The sequence below is a fragment of the Streptomyces sp. NPDC127106 genome (assembly GCF_042677605.1).
Lineage (GTDB): Bacteria > Actinomycetota > Actinomycetes > Streptomycetales > Streptomycetaceae > Streptomyces.
The window spans coordinates 19,208-35,790 of the sequence record NZ_JBHXTC010000032.1 but is presented as its reverse complement, the minus strand read 5'-3'; the positions used below and the strand labels follow the sequence as shown (position 1 = coordinate 35,790).

At 71.4% G+C, this 16,583-nt stretch carries 13 protein-coding genes and 6 tRNA genes; 12 read left to right on the top strand and 7 right to left on the bottom strand.

Annotation, left to right across the window (positions count from 1 at the left end):
• Positions 1-224: 224 nt before the first annotated feature.
• Complete coding sequence (locus ACFVGY_RS24400; protein ID WP_385680717.1) at positions 225-542, bottom strand: DUF3073 domain-containing protein; 318 nt, start codon at positions 540-542, stop codon at positions 225-227.
• 232 nt (positions 543-774) lie between these two features.
• On the bottom strand, positions 775-1,875 hold the full coding sequence (locus ACFVGY_RS24395) for a Leu/Phe/Val dehydrogenase (protein ID WP_385680715.1): 1,101 nt from the start codon (positions 1,873-1,875) through the stop codon (positions 775-777).
• A 219-nt stretch (positions 1,876-2,094) separates the two neighbouring features.
• Here ACFVGY_RS24395 and ACFVGY_RS24390 point away from each other — a divergent pair, with 219 nt between their 5' ends.
• Both ACFVGY_RS24390 and bldC read left to right on the top strand, forming a co-directional pair.
• Positions 2,095-2,949 (top strand): hypothetical protein, encoded by an 855-nt coding sequence (locus ACFVGY_RS24390; protein WP_385680713.1) that lies wholly within the window; start codon positions 2,095-2,097, stop codon positions 2,947-2,949.
• 501 nt (positions 2,950-3,450) lie between these two features.
• Complete coding sequence (gene bldC / locus ACFVGY_RS24385; RefSeq protein WP_003949541.1) at positions 3,451-3,657, top strand: developmental transcriptional regulator BldC; 207 nt, start codon at positions 3,451-3,453, stop codon at positions 3,655-3,657.
• Between the two features lie 635 nt (positions 3,658-4,292).
• Here the strand turns inward: bldC and ACFVGY_RS24380 are convergent.
• Positions 4,293-4,366 (bottom strand) — tRNA-Asp (locus tag ACFVGY_RS24380).
• Positions 4,367-4,476: 110 nt separating this feature from the next.
• Positions 4,477-8,400, bottom strand: coding sequence for an ATP-dependent RNA helicase HrpA (gene hrpA / locus ACFVGY_RS24375; RefSeq protein ID WP_385680711.1), 3,924 nt, complete (start codon positions 8,398-8,400; stop codon positions 4,477-4,479).
• A 112-nt stretch (positions 8,401-8,512) separates the two neighbouring features.
• On the opposite strand from hrpA, the gene ACFVGY_RS24370 reads away from it, so the two are divergent.
• From ACFVGY_RS24370 to ACFVGY_RS24360, 3 genes are all read left to right on the top strand, one after another.
• A complete protein-coding gene (locus tag ACFVGY_RS24370) occupies positions 8,513-9,022 on the top strand; it encodes a hypothetical protein (protein ID WP_385680709.1) in 510 nt (169 codons plus the stop codon).
• Between the two features lie 66 nt (positions 9,023-9,088).
• On the top strand, positions 9,089-9,907 hold the full coding sequence (locus ACFVGY_RS24365) for a DsbA family protein (RefSeq protein ID WP_385680707.1): 819 nt from the start codon (positions 9,089-9,091) through the stop codon (positions 9,905-9,907).
• Complete coding sequence (locus ACFVGY_RS24360) at positions 9,904-10,743, top strand: cytochrome c biogenesis CcdA family protein (protein ID WP_385680705.1); 840 nt, start codon at positions 9,904-9,906, stop codon at positions 10,741-10,743. Before ACFVGY_RS24365 ends, ACFVGY_RS24360 begins: the two co-directional genes overlap by 4 nt.
• A gap of 40 nt (positions 10,744-10,783) precedes the next feature.
• Here the strand turns inward: ACFVGY_RS24360 and ACFVGY_RS24355 are convergent.
• The 3 genes from ACFVGY_RS24355 to ACFVGY_RS24345 form a co-directional block, all read right to left on the bottom strand.
• A tRNA-Phe gene (locus tag ACFVGY_RS24355) sits at positions 10,784-10,857 on the bottom strand.
• A gap of 22 nt (positions 10,858-10,879) precedes the next feature.
• Positions 10,880-10,953 (bottom strand) — tRNA-Asp (locus ACFVGY_RS24350).
• 39 nt (positions 10,954-10,992) lie between these two features.
• Positions 10,993-11,065: transfer RNA gene (locus ACFVGY_RS24345), tRNA-Glu, on the bottom strand.
• Between the two features lie 128 nt (positions 11,066-11,193).
• Here ACFVGY_RS24345 and ACFVGY_RS24340 point away from each other — a divergent pair.
• From ACFVGY_RS24340 to ACFVGY_RS24310, 7 genes are all read left to right on the top strand, one after another.
• The gene (locus tag ACFVGY_RS24340) at positions 11,194-11,544 is read left to right on the top strand and encodes a metallopeptidase family protein (RefSeq protein WP_179176895.1); all 351 of its coding nucleotides are present in this window, start codon (positions 11,194-11,196) and stop codon (positions 11,542-11,544) included.
• A complete protein-coding gene (locus ACFVGY_RS24335) occupies positions 11,541-12,086 on the top strand; it encodes a CrcB family protein (RefSeq protein WP_385680703.1) in 546 nt (181 codons plus the stop codon). The genes ACFVGY_RS24340 and ACFVGY_RS24335 overlap by 4 nt, the downstream gene beginning before the upstream one ends.
• On the top strand, positions 12,083-12,457 hold the full coding sequence (crcB, locus tag ACFVGY_RS24330) for a fluoride efflux transporter CrcB (protein ID WP_385680701.1): 375 nt from the start codon (positions 12,083-12,085) through the stop codon (positions 12,455-12,457). Before ACFVGY_RS24335 ends, crcB begins: the two co-directional genes overlap by 4 nt.
• Before the next feature lie 188 nt (positions 12,458-12,645).
• The gene (locus ACFVGY_RS24325) at positions 12,646-13,152 is read left to right on the top strand and encodes a hypothetical protein (protein ID WP_385680699.1); all 507 of its coding nucleotides are present in this window, start codon (positions 12,646-12,648) and stop codon (positions 13,150-13,152) included.
• A gap of 260 nt (positions 13,153-13,412) precedes the next feature.
• Complete coding sequence (locus ACFVGY_RS24320; protein WP_385680697.1) at positions 13,413-15,611, top strand: DEAD/DEAH box helicase; 2,199 nt, start codon at positions 13,413-13,415, stop codon at positions 15,609-15,611.
• Between the two features lie 190 nt (positions 15,612-15,801).
• Positions 15,802-15,874 (top strand) — tRNA-Lys (locus tag ACFVGY_RS24315).
• Between the two features lie 520 nt (positions 15,875-16,394).
• Positions 16,395-16,468, top strand: a tRNA-Met gene (locus ACFVGY_RS24310).
• The last annotated feature ends 115 nt before the right edge of the window (positions 16,469-16,583 follow it).

Sequence of the window (16,583 nt, the reverse complement as noted above, 5' to 3'; positions counted from 1 at the left end):
CCACCCCCCGACACCCGAGATCTCTCTTGGTCTGGTGGGCTCGGTGTTGGTTATATGAGACAGGACGGGGTCGACCGCGAGCTGAGACACCCCTAACCCCCGGCCCGGGGCGGGGCCCTGGACCGGGTTTTCGTGTGTTGCTCTGAAGACTGACGCGGAATCGTTCAGTCGCTGGTGGTCATGCGATCACGCGGTGCCACCGGTTGTTGGTGCGAACCCGGGCGTCAAGCGCCGCGACGCTGCTGAGCCGACGGGCCGGACTCGTCGTCCTCGTCCTCGTCGTCATCGTTGTTGTACAGCTCCGCGTACTTCGCGTACGGGTCGTCGTCGTCCAGCTCGTCATCGACGTCGACCGGCTCGCTGACAGGCGTCAGCGGCGCCGTCGGCGATGCGCCCAGCTCGTTGGCCAGACGCGCAAGGTCAGTGCCGCCGCTGTTGTACTTCAGCTGGCGGGCGACCTTCGTCTGCTTGGCCTTGGCCCGGCCGCGCCCCATGGCTCGACCCCCTCGGTGACGGGGCTCGACGGCCCCAGAGTCTGACACGCGTTCATGGTTCGGAGCGGGCTCTCCATGAAGAGACCGTCCGTAGGGGTTTAACGGTACCTGTTTCCGCGGCCATACGGTACGCCGCCCGCATGACGCGCCCCGGAACAGGACCCTCGAGGCGCCCCGTCCTCGCTGGTCAGCTGCGATTTTAACTCTTTCCTGGCGGGCGACCCGCCGAAGTGCAGTGAGTTCCGTCTCGCCGCACCCCGGCGGGTGCACCGGCAGGGGGTCAGGAGGCCTTCGCCGCCTTGGCCGCGCGGCCGTCGGCCATCCGCTGCTCGGCGATCCGGTCGGCCGCCGCAGCCGGAGGAATACCATCCACCTTTGCGCGGGCAAAGATTTCCAGTGTGGTGTCGAAGATCTTCGTGGCCTTGGCCTTGCACCGGTCGAAGTCGAAGCCGTGCAGCTCGTCCGCGACCTGGATGACGCCACCCGCGTTCACCACGTAGTCCGGCGCGTACAGGATGCCGCGGTCCGCGAGGTCCTTCTCGATGCCCGGGTGCGCGAGCTGGTTGTTCGCCGCACCGCAGACGATCTTGGCGGTGAGGGCGGGCACGGTCTCGTCGTTCAGGGCGCCGCCGAGCGCGCAGGGGGCGTAGATGTCCAGGCCCTCGGTGCGGATCAGCGCGTCCGTGTCGGCCACGGCCGTCACCTGCGGGTGCTTGTCGAGGATGCGGCGCACGGATTCCTCGCGGACGTCCGTGATCACGACCTCGGCGCCGTCCTCCAGGAGGTGCTCGACCAGGTAGTGGCCGACCTTGCCGACGCCGGCCACGCCGACCTTGCGGCCGCGGAGGGTCGGGTCGCCCCACAGGTGCTGGGCACTGGCCCGCATGCCCTGGAAGACGCCGAAGGCGGTGAGGACGGAGGAGTCGCCGGCGCCGCCGTTCTCGGGGGAGCGGCCGGTGGCCCAGCGGGTCTCGCGGGCGACGACGTCCATGTCCGCGACGTACGTGCCGACGTCGCACGCCGTGACGTAGCGGCCGCCGAGGGACTCGACGAAGCGGCCGTAGGCCAGCAGCAGGTCCTCGGTCTTGATCTGGTCCGGGTCGCCGATGATCACGGCCTTGCCGCCGCCGAGGTCGAGGCCGGCCATGGCGTTCTTGTAGGACATGCCGCGCGAGAGGTTCAGCGCGTCGAGGACGGCCTCTTCGTCCGAGGCGTACGCGTGGAAGCGCGTGCCGCCCAGGGCCGGGCCCAGGGCGGTGGAGTGGATGGCGATGACGGCCTTCAGGCCAGTGGCTCGGTCCTGGCACAGCACGACTTGCTCGTGGCCGCCCTGCTCCGAGTGGAACAGGGTGTGCAGGACGCCGTCGGTCATTTCGGTCACGGTGGTGACTCCCATGGGAGAGATGCGGCGGAATGACGCCCGCCCTGCGGGTGGGGGAGGGCGTGCTGGGAGCAGAGTAAGACCTGGAGCGCGCCCGCAGGGGAGCTGTCCGGGGATCGAAACACTCCCGGAGTACGGGGCGCACCGGGCCTCGCCGTGCCGGTCGTCCGCCGGCCGTCCGGCGGAGTAGCGCCGGTTGGTGCGGGGGAGTACGAGAGCGTGAGTGAATCCTCCGAGACCGGGCTGCCGTCGGCCCGTTCGGCGCCGACCGTCCCGTACGCCTCCTACCTGCGAGTCTACGAGCCGCTGGCGGCGTTCGCGGAGCCGGAGAGGACGCACTGGGCCTCCTACGCCCGGCGCGGTGCGGCACCGACGGCGCAGGACGAACTGCGGCGCTCGCTGGCCGAGTTGGTGCGGGTGCCGCTGGTGGGGGTGCCGGCGCACGAGAGCGTCGACGCCTTCACGGCCGAGGTGGACGGGGTGTTGCTGGTGTGCCCCTGGCGGACCCGGCTGCGCGGCTGGCTGGCGCTGCAGGAGCTCGTCGAGCAGTTCCCGCTGCCGGTGTTGGACGCGGCGCTGCCGCCGGCGGCGCGGCGGAGGGCGGCCGAGGAGTACGAGCGCTGGCGGGAGCGGAATCCCGATGCCCGCCCGTGGATCCGCACCGCAGTGTGGCACGTGCCACTGCGCTGGTTCGTCCTCGTGGCCGACGATGAGCGGGAGTACCTGCCGGGTGAGCGGCTGCGCTACCGGACTCCGATGGTGCAGGCCCGGCGGCGGCTCGCGCGGGCACTGCGCACGCTGCGGGAGACGCCGGGCTACGAGGCCCTCGCCGAGGGTCTGGTGGAGGTCGGCACCTGGCTGGAGGAGTTCCATCCGCGGTCGATGGTCGAACTGGACTACGGCGGGCTGGTCCACGCGATGCCGGCGGACCGGCTGGCGGGGGACCGCTCGGCCCGGGACGTCGCGGCCGGGACCGCGGCGCTGAGGTCGGGCGACGAGGTGGCGGCGGCGGAGGTGTACGAAGAGCTGAGGGACCGGTGGCGTGAGGTCCGGGAGAGACTGTTCGCCAATTAGTTCGCCCGTCGGGGGGCGGGGAAACCGGGAAACCGGCCATTCGGGCCGAAGGCCCGGGACCTACGTCCCGATACGGGCCATTGGCTCAAGCGTGACGGACTGCACTAAACACACCCTTGCGCCCTTCCCCTACCCTCGTGCCAAAATAGGACAAGGAGTCCGGGGAGGGTTCCTTCCGCCCAACTAAGGGCGGAATGCTCGGCATTGCACTCTACGGGGGGTCTGAGGACTCCTGATCGCTCTGTGACTGATCGTCACAGTGGGGTGACTGTCCGTTATGGGGCGGTCCATCGGCTTCCGACCGCTGATGAACACCTCGGAGGGCAATTCCATCGGTTTGGCCGTCGAGGCTGGACGGATGGTGTAGTTGTAGTGCCGAGGACAAGCCGTTCGTCCTATAACCGACTCGGCCCGCGTATGTCCATTTCGGGCAACGCGGGCCAAGGTGCAGAATTTAGAGGAAAGAACCGAGATGGTTCGGTTCTCCCGAGGAGGCCGCTCATGACCGCTCGCACCCCTGATGCCGAGCCGCTGCTGACCCCGGCTGAGGTTGCCACGATGTTCCGCGTGGACCCGAAGACGGTGACCCGCTGGGCCAAGGCCGGCAAGCTCACGTCCATCCGCACCCTGGGTGGGCACCGCCGTTACCGCGAGGCCGAGGTCCGTGCCCTGCTCGCGGGAATTCCGCAGCAGCGCAGCGAGGCCTGAGGTCGCGCTAGCACCCCGCTTTAACGGGTAGGAATCGGATCCCCCAATCCGATGAAACCCACATGGCTTCATGCGGCCGGACCTGCCCCAACAGGTTCCCAGCCGTTCGATCGCGCTGGACTCCGCCGGGTCCAGCGCGATCTTTTTTGTGTCTCGGAGCACCGCGGCAGGACGGGTGCCATTGCACATATTAAATTGAGGGCACGTATGGGCGCGATAAATGTGCATGTCCCGAAAACTCGTGTGGTGACTCCTGTCACAGGTTGTCACCCTTGTGCATTCCCCAATGCACCCGTAAGGGGATGTCTCACGCACAGCGGTCTCATGCAGACGGGGGATTTTATGGATGGAACCATTCCGTGGCGCGGCGGCCGGGGTGAACCGCGGGGCCGACGGGACCCATGGGACCGGTGGGTCCCCAGAGGTCGAATCGGCGGCATCCGGCGGGCCTGTACGGCGCCGGAACCGCCCGGGGAGCCCCGACCGGTCCGGCGGCTCCCGGGGACGCCGGGAGGCCGCGACGGGCGGCGTACGCACGGCGGGCGCGAGGGGAGCAAGGGGCGCACGACGGGCATGACGGGGGCTCTTACGAGACAGGGCCCGCATCCGATCGGATACGGGCCCTGCTCTTGCTGCGATCCTGACGGGACTTGAACCCGCGACCTCCACCTTGACAGGGTGGCGAGCTAACCAACTGCTCCACAGGACCTCGATGTGCGGCCACGTTTTCCCGTGGCTGCGCATCAGACTGTACATCAGCGTGGGGGGTGCGGTCGAACCGGCCCGTCGCGGCGGGCGCGCGGCGCGCCGCGACGGCGGTCACGGCGCCGCCGCGTCCACCGCCTTCACGATCCGCTTGTCCGAGATCGGGTACGCCGTCCCGAGCGCGTGCGCGAAGTAGCTGACCCGCAGTTCCTCGATCATCCAGCGGATCTCCGTCACCTCCGCCGGGACCGGCCGCCCCTTGGGCAGCTGCTCCAGCAGCCAGGCGTACTCGTCCTGCATCTCGTGGACCTTCTCCATGCGCGTGGTGTCGCGCTGGACGGCCGTCGGCATCTGCTGCAGCCGCCGGTCCACGGCCACCAGGTAGCGCATCAGGTCCGGCAGCCGGCGCAGGCCCGTCAGGGTGACGAAGCCCGCCGGCATGAGCGCCGCCAGCTGCGCCTTGACGTCCTGGAGGTTGGCGACGAGGGCCAGGCTCTGCGTGGCCTTCAGCCGCCGCTCGCAGGCCTGCCAGGCGGCCAGCACCTGCTGCACCCGGTCGACCGTGCGCACGGTCGTGTCCACCAGGTCGGCGCGGACGGCCTCGTACAGCGTGCGGAAGCCCGCCTCGTCCCAGGCCGGGCCGCCGTGGTCGGCGATCAGCTTGTCGGCAGCCGCCGTCGCGCAGTCGTCGAACAGCGCCTGGACGGAGCCGTGCGGCGTCCGCGACAGGGCCAGCTTCTGCTGGTTGCTCAGCCGGTCCGAGGCGAACTTGGCCGCGTTCACCGGGATGTTGAGGAGGATCAGCCTGCGCGTGCCCAGCCACATCGCCTGCTGCTGCTCGGCCTCCGTGTCGAAGAGCCGTACGGACACGGTCGTGCCCTCGTCGACCAACGCCGGGTACGCCTTCACCGGCTGCCCCGCCCGCCGGGTCTCGAACACCTTCGTCAGGGTGCCGATGGTCCAGTCGGTCAGCCCGGTGCGCTCCACCGACTCCCCGCCCGCCCGCTCGGCGGTGGCCGCGGCCGCCTTGGACAGGGCCTGGCGGGCCTTCGGCCGGAGCTTCAGGCGCAGCGCCTCCAGGTCCTTGTCCTCGGAGATCTTCCGGCGGCGCTCGTCGACGATCCGGAAAGTGATCTTCAGGTGGTCGGGGAGCCGACCGGTGTCGAAGTCCTCGGCGGTGACCGGCACTCCGCCCATCCGGTGCAGCTCGCGCGCCAGGGTCGCGGTCAGCGGCTCCTGGAGCGGCACGGCCGTGTCCAGGAAACGGGCCGCGAAGTTCGGCGCGGGCACGTAGTGCCGGCGGATCGGCTTCGGCAGCGACCGGATGAGCTCCGTGACGACTTCCTCCCGCAGGCCCGGGATCTGCCAGTCGAAGCCCTGGTCGGTGACCTGGTTGAGCACCTGGAGCGGGATGTGGACGGTCACGCCGTCCGCGTCCGCGCCGGGCTCGAACTGGTAGGTCACCCGGAAGGTGAGCTGCCCCTGCCGCCAGGAGTCCGGGTAGTCGGCCTTGGTGACCCCGGCCGCCTTCTCGGTGAGCAGCATCTCCCGCTCGAAGTCGAGGTGCTCGGGCTGCTCGCGCCGCTTGTGCTTCCACCAGGAGTCGAAGTGTGCCCCGGACACCACGTGCTCGGGGACCCGCTGGTCGTAGAAGTCGAAGAGGGTCTCGTCGTCGACGACGATGTCGCGGCGCCGGGCCCGGTTCTCCAGCTCCTCGACCTCGGTGAGCAGCTTGCGGTTGTCGGCGTAGAACTTGTGGTGGGTCCGCCAGTCGCCCTCGACCAGGGCGTGGCGGATGAACAGCTCGCGCGAGACCTCGGGGTCGATCCGCCCGTAGTTGACCTTCCGCTGGGCGACGATCGGGACGCCGTACAGCGTGACCTTCTCGTACGCCATGACGGCCGCCTGGTTCTTCTCCCAGTGCGGTTCGCTGTACGTGCGCTTGAGCAGATGTCCGGCCAGCGGCTCGACCCATTCGGGCTCCACCTTGGCGTTGACCCGGGCCCACAGCCGCGAGGTCTCCACCAGCTCCGCCGACATCACGAACCGCGGCTGCTTCTTGAACAGGGCCGAGCCCGGGAAGACGGCGAACTTGGCGCCGCGCGCGCCGAGGTACTCGTTCTTGTCGGTGTCCTTCAGGCCGATGTGCGAGAGCAGGCCGGCCAGGAGGGAGACGTGGACCTGCTGTTCCGGGGCGTCCGTCTCGTTCACGTGGATGCCCATGCCGCGGGCGACCGTGCGCAGCTGCGAGTAGATGTCCTGCCACTCGCGGATCCGCAGGAAGTTCAGGTACTCCTGCTTGCACATCCGGCGGAAGGAGGAGGAGCCGCGCTCCTTCTGCTGCTCGCGGACGTAGCGCCACAGGTTCAGGAACGACAGGAAGTCGCTGGTCTCGTCCTTGAAGCGGGCGTGCTGCTGGTCGGCCTGTGTCTGCTTGTCCGAGGGCCGCTCGCGCGGGTCCTGGATGGACAGGGCCGCCGCGATGACCATGACCTCGCGGACGCAGCCGTTCTTGTCCGCCTCCAGGACCATGCGGGCCAGCCGCGGGTCCACGGGGAGCTGGGACAGCTGGCGGCCCATCGGGGTGAGCCGCTTGCGGGCGTCCTTCTCCTTGGGGTCCAGCGCGCCGAGCTCCTGGAGCAACTGGATGCCGTCGCGGATGTTGCGGTGGTCCGGCGGGTCGATGAAGGGGAACTTCTCGATCTCGCCGAGCCCGGCCGCGGTCATCTGGAGGATGACGGACGCCAGGTTGGTGCGCAGGATCTCCGCGTCGGTGAACTCGGGACGGGCGGTGAAGTCGTCCTCGGAGTAGAGCCGGATGCAGATGCCGTCGCTGGTACGGCCGCAGCGGCCCTTGCGCTGGTTGGCGCTGGCCTGCGAGATCCGCTCGATCGGCAGGCGCTGGACCTTGGTGCGGTGGCTGTAGCGGGAGATCCGGGCGGTGCCCGGGTCGATCACGTACTTGATGCCGGGGACGGTCAGCGAGGTCTCGGCGACGTTGGTCGCGAGCACGATCCGGCGGCCGGTGTGCTGCTGGAAGACGCGGTGCTGCTCGGCGTGGGAGAGGCGGGCGTAGAGCGGCAGGACCTCGGTGAAGCGCAACTTCTTCTTGATGAGCGCGTCGGCGGTGTCGCGGATCTCGCGTTCGCCGGAGAGGAAGACCAGGATGTCGCCGGGTCCCTCGGCCTGGAGCTCGTCCACGGCGTCGCAGATCGCGGTGATCTGGTCGCGGTCGCTCTCCTCGGAGTCCTCCTCCAGGAGGGGCCGGTACCGGACCTCCACCGGGTACGTGCGGCCGCTGACCTCGACGATCGGGGCGTCGCCGAAGTGCCGGGAGAAGCGCTCCGGGTCGATCGTCGCCGAGGTGATCACGACCTTGAGGTCGGGGCGCTTCGGCAGCAGCTGGGAGAGGTAGCCCAGCAGGAAGTCGATGTTCAGCGAGCGCTCGTGCGCCTCGTCGATGATGATCGTGTCGTAGGCGCGCAGCTCGCGGTCCGTCTGGATCTCGGCGAGCAGGATGCCGTCCGTCATCAGCTTCACGAAGGTCGCGTCCGGGTCCACCTGGTCGGTGAAGCGGACCTTCCAACCGACCGTCTGCCCGATCTCGGTCTTCAGCTCCTCGGCGATGCGCTCCGCGACGGTGCGGGCGGCGATCCGGCGGGGCTGGGTGTGCCCGATCATGCCCCGGACGCCGCGGCCGAGGTCCATGCAGATCTTGGGGATCTGCGTGGTCTTGCCGGATCCGGTCTCACCGGCGACGATCACGACCTGGTGGTCGCGTATCGCCTCGGCGATCTCGTCCTTCTTCTGGCTGACGGGCAGGTTCTCGGGGTACGTGACCTCGGGCATCCGCGAGGCACGCGCGGCGAGCCGCAGGGCGGCCTTCTCGGCTTCCGCGGCGATCTCGTCGAGCACGGCCTGCTTGGCCTCGGGCTTGCGGATGCGGCGGGCGCCTTCGAGGCGGCGGCCGAGGCGGTGCGCGTCGCGGAGGGGAATCTCACCGAGAAGCGTCTGCAGGGCGGCGAAGGAAGTAGACATACCTGGTCGAGGATCTCACCCGGGAGTGCCGGGTGGCGAACGCATTTGTCGGGTGGACCCGTACCATTTCGGGACGAGTCCCCCGTCCCTCCCGCCGTGAGAGGCCCCACGTATGCCGAGCAGCGCGCACCGACGCGTGGCGGCCGTGCTGCTCGCGACCGTGCTGGCGCTGTTCTGCGCCTTCGCGGGCACCGGGTCGCCCGGTGCGGGGGCCGTGGTGCCGCCGTACGACCGGACCGGGGCCGCCGCACCGGGCCCCGTGGCCGCGGCAGGCACCCCCGGTGGCTTCGCCTCCGCGGCCACTCCGGCTGCTGCGGCTGCGGCTGCTGTGGCGGGAGGGGCGACCGCAGAGGCCGGCCGGACCGGTGCGGGCGGGCGGGTCGCCGCCTCCGACGCCCGGGAGCGCGGGCCGCGGTGCGGGCCGGGACCCGCCGCGCCCGACCGGGCCCCGGCCGTACCGGCCCGGGCCGGTGCGCACCTGGACCACGCCCTCGCCGCCTGCGCGCGCCCCGCCCTGCCCGGCGGTGCGGCCCCCTGCTTCGTACCCGGTCCGCCCTGCGGTGCGCGCGGGCCCGACCGGCCGGCGCCGGGGCCGGTGGAGCTGTCCGTGATGCGGGTGTAGGAGGGTCGGCCGCCCGCCGGTCCGCCGCCCGTTCCCTCCTTCTTCGCACAGCTCTGGAGCAGCCCCATGCCCGCTTCCCCTTCCCCTTCCCCCTCCCGGTCCTCTTCTCCTTCCTCTTCCTCGTCGTCTTCCTCCCGCAAAGCCCTGTTGCTCTGTGGCGCGGTCGCGGTCGCCGCCGCGCTCATGGGACTGGTGTCCTGGCAGGCGAGCACCCTGGACAAGGCCCCCGCGCGGAGCTCCTCCGCCTCGCAGCCGCGGAACGCCGGTTCCGATCCCGCCGCCGAGCTGGCCGGGCTCGCCCGCCGCGACGCGGGCGACAAGTTGGCCCTCGGTCGCGCCGACGCCCCCGTCGTGCTCATCGAGTACTCCGACTTCAAGTGCGGCTACTGCGGGAAGTTCGCCCGTGACACCGAGCCCGAGCTGATCAGGAAGTACGTGGAGAACGGCACCCTGCGCATCGAGTGGCGCAACTTCCCCATCTTCGGCGCGGAGTCCGAGGCCGCGGCCAAGGCCGCCTGGGCCGCGGGGCAGCAGGACAGGTTCCGGCAGTTCCACGAGGCCGCGTACACCCCCGGGGCCAAGGAGAAGGGCTTCGGCGAGGCGCGGCTGCTGGAACTGGCCCGGGAGGCCGGGGTGCCGGACCTGGAGCGGTTCCGGCAGGACATGGCCGGGGCGGCCGCCGAAGCCGCCCTGGCGAAGGACCGGGAGGAGGGCTACCGCATCGGGGTCAGCTCCACCCCGTCCTTCCTGGTGGGCGGCCGGCCGATCGCGGGCGCCCAGCCGTACGGGGCCTTCGCCGCCGTGATCGACCAGGCCGCGGCGAAGGCCCGGGCCGCGGCCGGTGCCGGGGCCGGCACCGGGGCGGGGGCAGGGGCGGGCCGATGACGGACATCGGCTACCTGGCGGCCCTGCTCGGCGGGCTGCTGGCCCTGCTCAGCCCGTGCAGCGCGCTGCTGCTGCCCGCCTTCTTCGCGTACTCGATCGACTCCCCGTCGCGGCTGCTCGCCCGGACCGGGATCTTCTACGCCGGCCTGGCGACCACCCTGGTCCCGCTGGGCGCGGCCTCCTCGACCGCCGGACGGTTCTTCCACGGCCACCGCGACGGGCTGGTGCTGGCCGGTGGCTCGCTGATCATCGTGCTGGGGCTGGCGCAGGTCCTGGGGCTGGGCTTCGCCCCGCGGCGGATCTCGGAGCTGTCCGGGCGCATCCGGCCGACGACGGCGGTCTCGGTGTACGCGCTGGGCGCCGTCTACGGGCTGGCCGGGTTCTGCGCCGGCCCGATCCTGGGCAGCGTCCTGACGGTGGCGGCGGTCGGCGGCAGCCCGGTGTACGGGGGCCTGCTGCTGGCGGTGTACGCGCTGGGGATGGCCGTACCGCTGTTCGTGCTCGCGCTGCTGTGGGAGCGGTTCGACCTCGGACGGCGGCGCTGGCTGCGCGGGCGCCCGGTCCGGGCGGGCCGGCTGGAGCTGCACACGACCTCGCTGCTGTCCGGGCTGTTCTTCATCGCCCTGGGCGTGCTGTTCCTGGCATACGACGGGGCGAGCGCGCTGCCCGGGCTGCTGGACGTGGAGGACTCGTACGCGGTGGAGCAGCGGGTCCGGGCGGTCGCGGACGCGGTACCGGACTGGGCGCTGCTGGGGATGGTGGCCGTCGGCGCGGCGGTGGCCGCCCTGGTGCGGACGCGCCGCGGCGCCCGGGCGGAGGAGCGGGTGCCGGAGTAACGCGGAAGGCCCCGTCCGATGGACGGGGCCTTCCTGTTTGTGGCTGGGGCCGGGGTCGAACCGGCGACCTATCGCTTTTCAGGCGATCGCTCGTACCAACTGAGCTACCCAGCCACGAGACCGTTTCCGGCCTCAGCGATCCTGACGGGACTTGAACCCGCGACCTCCACCTTGACAGGGTGGCGAGCTAACCAACTGCTCCACAGGACCTTGCAGTGTGCGAGAACTAGTCTTGCACACGGTAATGCGTACCCCCAACGGGATTCGAACCCGTGCTACCGCCTTGAAAGGGCGGCGTCCTGGGCCACTAGACGATGAGGGCTAAAGGCCCGCCGGGGCGCTTTCCAGCGCGTCGGGGACGTGAGAAGCATATGGGATGCGGGGAGGTAACGCCAAAACGGTTTCTCCCCAACGCGTGGGAGGCGCCCCGACCAGGGGGACAATGACCGGGTGCTGGAGATGACACGCGAGGAGTTCGAGGAGCTCGTTTCCGAGGCGCTGGACCGCATCCCGCCGGAGCTGACCCGGTTGATGGACAACGTGGCGGTCTTCGTCGAGGACGAGCCGCCCGCGGACGACCCGGAGCTGCTGGGCCTGTACGAGGGGACCCCGCTGACGGACCGCGGCGAGTGGTACGCCGGGGTGCTGCCCGACCGGATCACCATCTACCGGAACCCCACCCTGCGGATGTGCGAGGACCGCGAGGACGTGATCGCCGAGACGGAGATCACCGTGGTCCACGAGATCGCCCACCACTTCGGGATCGACGACGCCCGGCTGCACGCGCTGGGCTACGGGTGACCCACCCGGCCGAGGGGCCCGATGGGCCCGGGGCGCCCGAGGCGATCGACCCGGACGTCGACCTGCACGTCCCCGCGCAGCGCGCCGAGCCGCAGGGGCCCGTCCTGGCGGCGGTCGCGGCCGGCGGGGCGCTCGGATCGGCGGCGCGCTACGGGCTGGAGCTGCTGTGGCCGGCGGCGCCGGGGGCGTTCCCGTGGGCCACGTTCTGGACCAACACGGCCGGCTCCCTGCTGATCGGCGTCCTGATGGCGCTGATCGGCGAGGGCGGGCGGACCTCCCCGCATCCGCTGTTGCGGCCGTTCGTCGGGGTGGGGGTGCTGGGCGGGTTCACCACCTTCTCCACGTACGCGGCGGGCTTCGCGCGGCTGCTGGACGAGGGCGAGGCGGAACTCGCGCTGGCGTACGCCGGCCTCACGGTGACCGCGGCGTTGGGGGCGGTCTGGGCCGGGGCGTCGGCGGCGCGGGCGGCGGTACGGGCCTTCGGGCTGCGGGCCGCCCGGACGCGGGAACGGGCGCGGGAGAGGGAGCGGGGGCGCGGGTGAACTGGCTGTTGGTGGTGGCGGGTGCGGCCGTCGGGGCGCCGCTGCGGTACCTGACGGACCGTGCGGTGCAGGCGCGGCACGACGCGGTGTTCCCGTGGGGGACGTTCGTGGTGAACGCGGCCGCGTGCCTGCTCATCGGGGTGCTGGCGGGGGCGGCGCTGGCCGGCGCGGCGTCCGCGCGGTGGAGCCTGCTGCTGGGGACCGGGCTGTGCGGGGCGCTGAGCACCTACTCGACGTTCTCGTACGAGACGCTGCGGCTGGCCGAGACGGGCCGGCGGTTCCTGGCGGCGGCGAACGTGGCGGCGTCGGTGCTGGCCGGACTGGGTGCGGTGGTGCTCGGGTCGCAGGTGGCGCGGCAGCTGTTCGCCTGAGCGTGCGGTCCGGTGCGCAGCGTCCGCCGGTGGTGCCGTGTCGGCCGGGTGTGCGCCCGGGCGGGTGACGGATTGCGGACAGCTGGTGTCCCCAAGGGCGTGTCCCTCGTGGGGCAAAGGGAGTTGGGCATATTGACCCGCTGTTCCGCGGACCCTGACTGCCCACCCGGAGGTGCCCCGTGCGCCAGTTGTCCGCTTCCCTCCGACTGGCCGTCACCGCGTTCGCGGTCGCGGCCACCGCGGGCTGCATGAGCGTCGGTGCGGACGCCGCCAAGCCCGGGCCCTCCTCTCCGGCGGACCGCAAGTCCGCGGCCGAGGCCGGCGGCGGCGCAGGTGCCGGGCGGAGTGCCGGGGTCCACGGCACCGGCCACGGGTCCAAGGCCGGCGCGGCCGTCCCCGAAGGCAAGGCCTCCGAGGACGGCAAGGCCTCCGGGGCGACCGGGGCCTCGCCCAGCCCGGGTGCGCCCGCGGGGCGGCCCGGTGCTCCCTCGCCGTCGGCCGGGCCGGGCGGCGGAGCCGGGGGCCAGGGACCCCAGCAGCCGCCCTCCGGCGGAGGTGGAACCGGTGGTTCTGGTGGTGCGCCGGCCAGCCCCCCGGCCCAGTCGCCGACCCCGCAGCCGCCCGCGCCCTCCCCGGCTCCGCCCACCCCGTCGGTGCCGCCGCAGCCGGAGCCCAGTGTCTCGGCGACCGTGTAACGCGGGGCGGACGGGGTTCCGGCGGACGGTAGGCGGCCGGAATCGCCGCAGGTCAGGATGGATCGGGCAGGGGCGACTTGCCATACCCCCGGAAGGGTGCGTATGGTTATAGATCGTTTGATCCCATTGCCCGGCGCCGATCCGAAGCGCGCCGTGTGGCGCGTACTCTCCCTAGCCGTGGCTGACCGCATCGAGGCGGTCGATTTGCGATTCACGGAGTTTGGGCGCGTGCCGAGACTCCGGAAGGTTTCGCATTTCGCATGTCCATTTCCAGTTCCGACCGTGCCGTCATGCCCGAGAACGACTCGAACGAGATCGTCGACGCCGTTGAGGCCCTCGTCGTGACCGAGGCCATGGAGGCCGCCGAGGCGGACGAGATCATCGAGGCCCTCGAGGCCGACGTCGCCGACGTGATCGATGCCGACGCCGAGGCCGACGCCGACGACTCCGAGCCGCAGGTCACCTTCGCGGACCTCGGCCTGCCCGAGGGCGTCGTGCGCAAGCTCGCCCAGAACGGTGTCACCAGCCCGTTCCCGATCCAGGCCGCGACCATCCCGGACGCCCTGGCCGGCAAGGACATCCTCGGCCGCGGCCGCACCGGCTCCGGCAAGACCCTCTCCTTCGGCCTGCCCACCCTGGCGCGCCTGGCCGGCGGCTACACCGAGAAGAAGAAGCCCCGCGCGGTCATCCTCACCCCGACCCGCGAGCTCGCCATGCAGGTCGCCGACGCCCTCCAGCCGTACGGCGACGTGCTCGGCCTGAAGATGAAGGTCGTCTGCGGCGGCACCTCCATGGGCAACCAGATCTACGCCCTGGAGCGCGGTGTCGACATCCTCGTCGCCACCCCCGGCCGACTGCGCGACATCATCAACCGCGGCGCCTGCTCCCTGGAGGACGTCCAGGTCGCGGTCCTCGACGAGGCCGACCAGATGTCCGACCTGGGCTTCCTGCCCGAGGTCACCGAGCTCCTCGACCAGGTCCCGTCCGGCGGCCAGCGCATGCTCTTCTCCGCCACCATGGAGAACGAGATCGCGACCCTGGTCGACCGCTACCTGTCCGACCCGGTCAGCCACGAGGTCGACAGCGCCCAGGGCAACGTCACGACCATGACCCACCACGTCCTCGTCGTGAAGCCGAAGGACAAGGCGCCGGTCACCGCCGCCATCGCCGCCCGCAAGGGCCGCACCATCATCTTCGTCCGCACCCAGCTGGGCGCCGACCGCATCGCCGAGCAGCTCGTCGAGGCCGGCGTGAAGGCGGACGCGCTGCACGGCGGCATGACGCAGGGCGCCCGCACCCGCGTCCTCGCGGACTTCAAGGACGGCCACGTCAACGCGCTCGTCGCCACCGACGTCGCCGCCCGCGGCATCCACGTCGACGGCATCGACCTGGTCCTCAACGTGGACCCGGCCGGCGACCACAAGGACTACCTGCACCGCTCGGGCCGCACCGCGCGCGCCGGCAAGTCCGGTGTCGTGGTCTCCCTGGCGCTCCCGCACCAGCGCCGCCAGATCTTCCGCCTGATGGAGGACGCGGGCGTCGAGGCCTCGCGCCACATCGTCCAGGGCGCCGGCGCCTTCGACCCGGAGGTCGCCGAGATCACCGGCGCCCGTTCGCTGACCGAGGTCCAGGCCGACTCCGCGAACAACGCCGCCAAGCAGGCCGAGCGCGAGGTCGCCGAGCTGACCCGGCGCCTGGAGCGCATGACGCGCCGCGCCGCCGAGCTCCGCGAGGAGGCCGAGCGCCTGGTCGCCCGCTCCGCCCGGGAGCGCGGCGAGGACCCGGAGGCCGCGGTCACCGAGGCCTCCGAGGCCGCCGCGGCCGAGGTCGCTGCGCACGTCGCCGCTGCCGTGGCCGCCGAGGAGCGCCAGGCCCGCCGCGACGAGCGTCGTGACGACCGCGGTGACCGCCGTGACGACCGGGGCGACCGTGGTGGTTTCCGCCGTGACGACCGCCGTGACGACAACCGTGGTGACCGTGGTGGCTTCCGTCGTGAGGAGCGCCCGTCGTTCAACCGCGATGACCGCGGTGACCGTCGCGATGACCGCGGTGACCGTGGTGGTTTCCGCCGTGACGACCGCCGTGACGACAACCGTGGTGACCGTGGTGGCTTCCGTCGCGAGGAGCGCCCGTCGTTCAACCGTGACGACCGCGGTGACCGGGGTGGCTTCCGCCGCGATGACAACCGTGGTGACCGTGGTGGCTTCCGTCGCGAGGAGCGCCCGTCGTTCAACCGCGATGACCGCGGTGACCGTCGCGATGACCGCGGTGACCGTGGTGGATTCCGCCGTGACGACCGCCGTGACGACCGTGGTGGCTTCCGCCGTGACGACCGCCCCTCCGGCGGCTTCCGCTCCGGCGCCGGCGACCGCCCGTACGGCCGCCGTGACGACCACCGTCCGTCCGGCTCCTTCGGCGCCCGCCGCGACGACAAGCCGCGCTGGAAGCGCAACGGCTGACCTGCGCAGGCAGTGACCTGACGGTCCGGAGGGGCCCGCCCGACCTGGTGTCGGACGGGCCCTTCCGGCTATCCGGAAGATCTGGTTCCGGCCGGTTGGGGTGCGGGTCCCGGAGGATGACGGGGCCGATGGGTCAATACTCGATCGGCTGGCCGGTGCTCTCCGGCTATGCTCTGGGGTGAGCACGCGAGGGCCATTAGCTCAATTGGCAGAGCAGCGGACTTTTAATCCGTTGGTTGTCGGTTCGAGTCCGACATGGCCTACTGCTCGCGGGTGGGAGGAACCCTCCCTTGACCTGCGGCTCAGCGCCCCATCCGATCGCTTCGGGTGGGGCGCTTCGCTGTGCCGGGGCGGCCGTTGGCCTGATGTGAGCCCGGGGTGGGCCCGGGGTGAGTCCGAGGTGGTCCCGGCGGTGCGAGCGGCCGCGCTCAACGCAGGTCGAGCAGCATCACGTCGTGCAGGTCCGCACCGGCCTCTGGACGGTCGTCGCCGATCAGCTACGGGTCGGACGCCGCCAGAGCCGAGGAAGCGCTCCCAGAGGCCCACAAGCCACCTTCCGCGGCGCCCTGGCGGGCCTCGGACGGCGAGGTCGGGCGGGTGCTGCTCAACGGCCACCCCGTTCCGTCAGGTGCTCGACGCCGCGTATGCCCCGCCCGGCCTCCGCTGAGATTCTCTTCGGCCCGCTTGCACTGCTCTGACCTGCGGATATGTCGGTCGGGTGGCGTTTAGCGCGGTAAATGGGCACGAGCCCTCCCTCGGATGGCGTAGGGTTGTGTTCACCGACGCGGGGTGGAGCAGCTCGGTAGCTCGCTGGGCTCATAACCCAGAGGTCGCAGGTTCAAATCCTGTCCCCGCTACTCAGCACGAAGGCCCGGGTACGGAGGAAAACGGGCATCGTCGGCCCCCGCGCCGGGACGCGGGGGGGTTGTAATGTAGCGCGCCGCACGCTGTTTGTCTGGGCAGAAATGTACA

Excerpts from the sequence above, each read along its gene's own strand:
- bldC (WP_003949541.1), top strand. The coding sequence starts at position 3,451 with ATGACCGCTCGCACCCCTGATGCCGAGCCGCTGCTGACCCCGGCTGAG.
- hrpA (WP_385680711.1), bottom strand. The coding sequence starts at position 8,400 with ATGTCTACTTCCTTCGCCGCCCTGCAGACGCTTCTCGGTGAGATTCCC.
- ACFVGY_RS24370 (WP_385680709.1), top strand. The coding sequence starts at position 8,513 with ATGCCGAGCAGCGCGCACCGACGCGTGGCGGCCGTGCTGCTCGCGACC.
- ACFVGY_RS24365 (WP_385680707.1), top strand. The coding sequence starts at position 9,089 with ATGCCCGCTTCCCCTTCCCCTTCCCCCTCCCGGTCCTCTTCTCCTTCC.
- ACFVGY_RS24360 (WP_385680705.1), top strand. The coding sequence starts at position 9,904 with ATGACGGACATCGGCTACCTGGCGGCCCTGCTCGGCGGGCTGCTGGCC.
- ACFVGY_RS24320 (WP_385680697.1), top strand. The coding sequence starts at position 13,413 with ATGTCCATTTCCAGTTCCGACCGTGCCGTCATGCCCGAGAACGACTCG.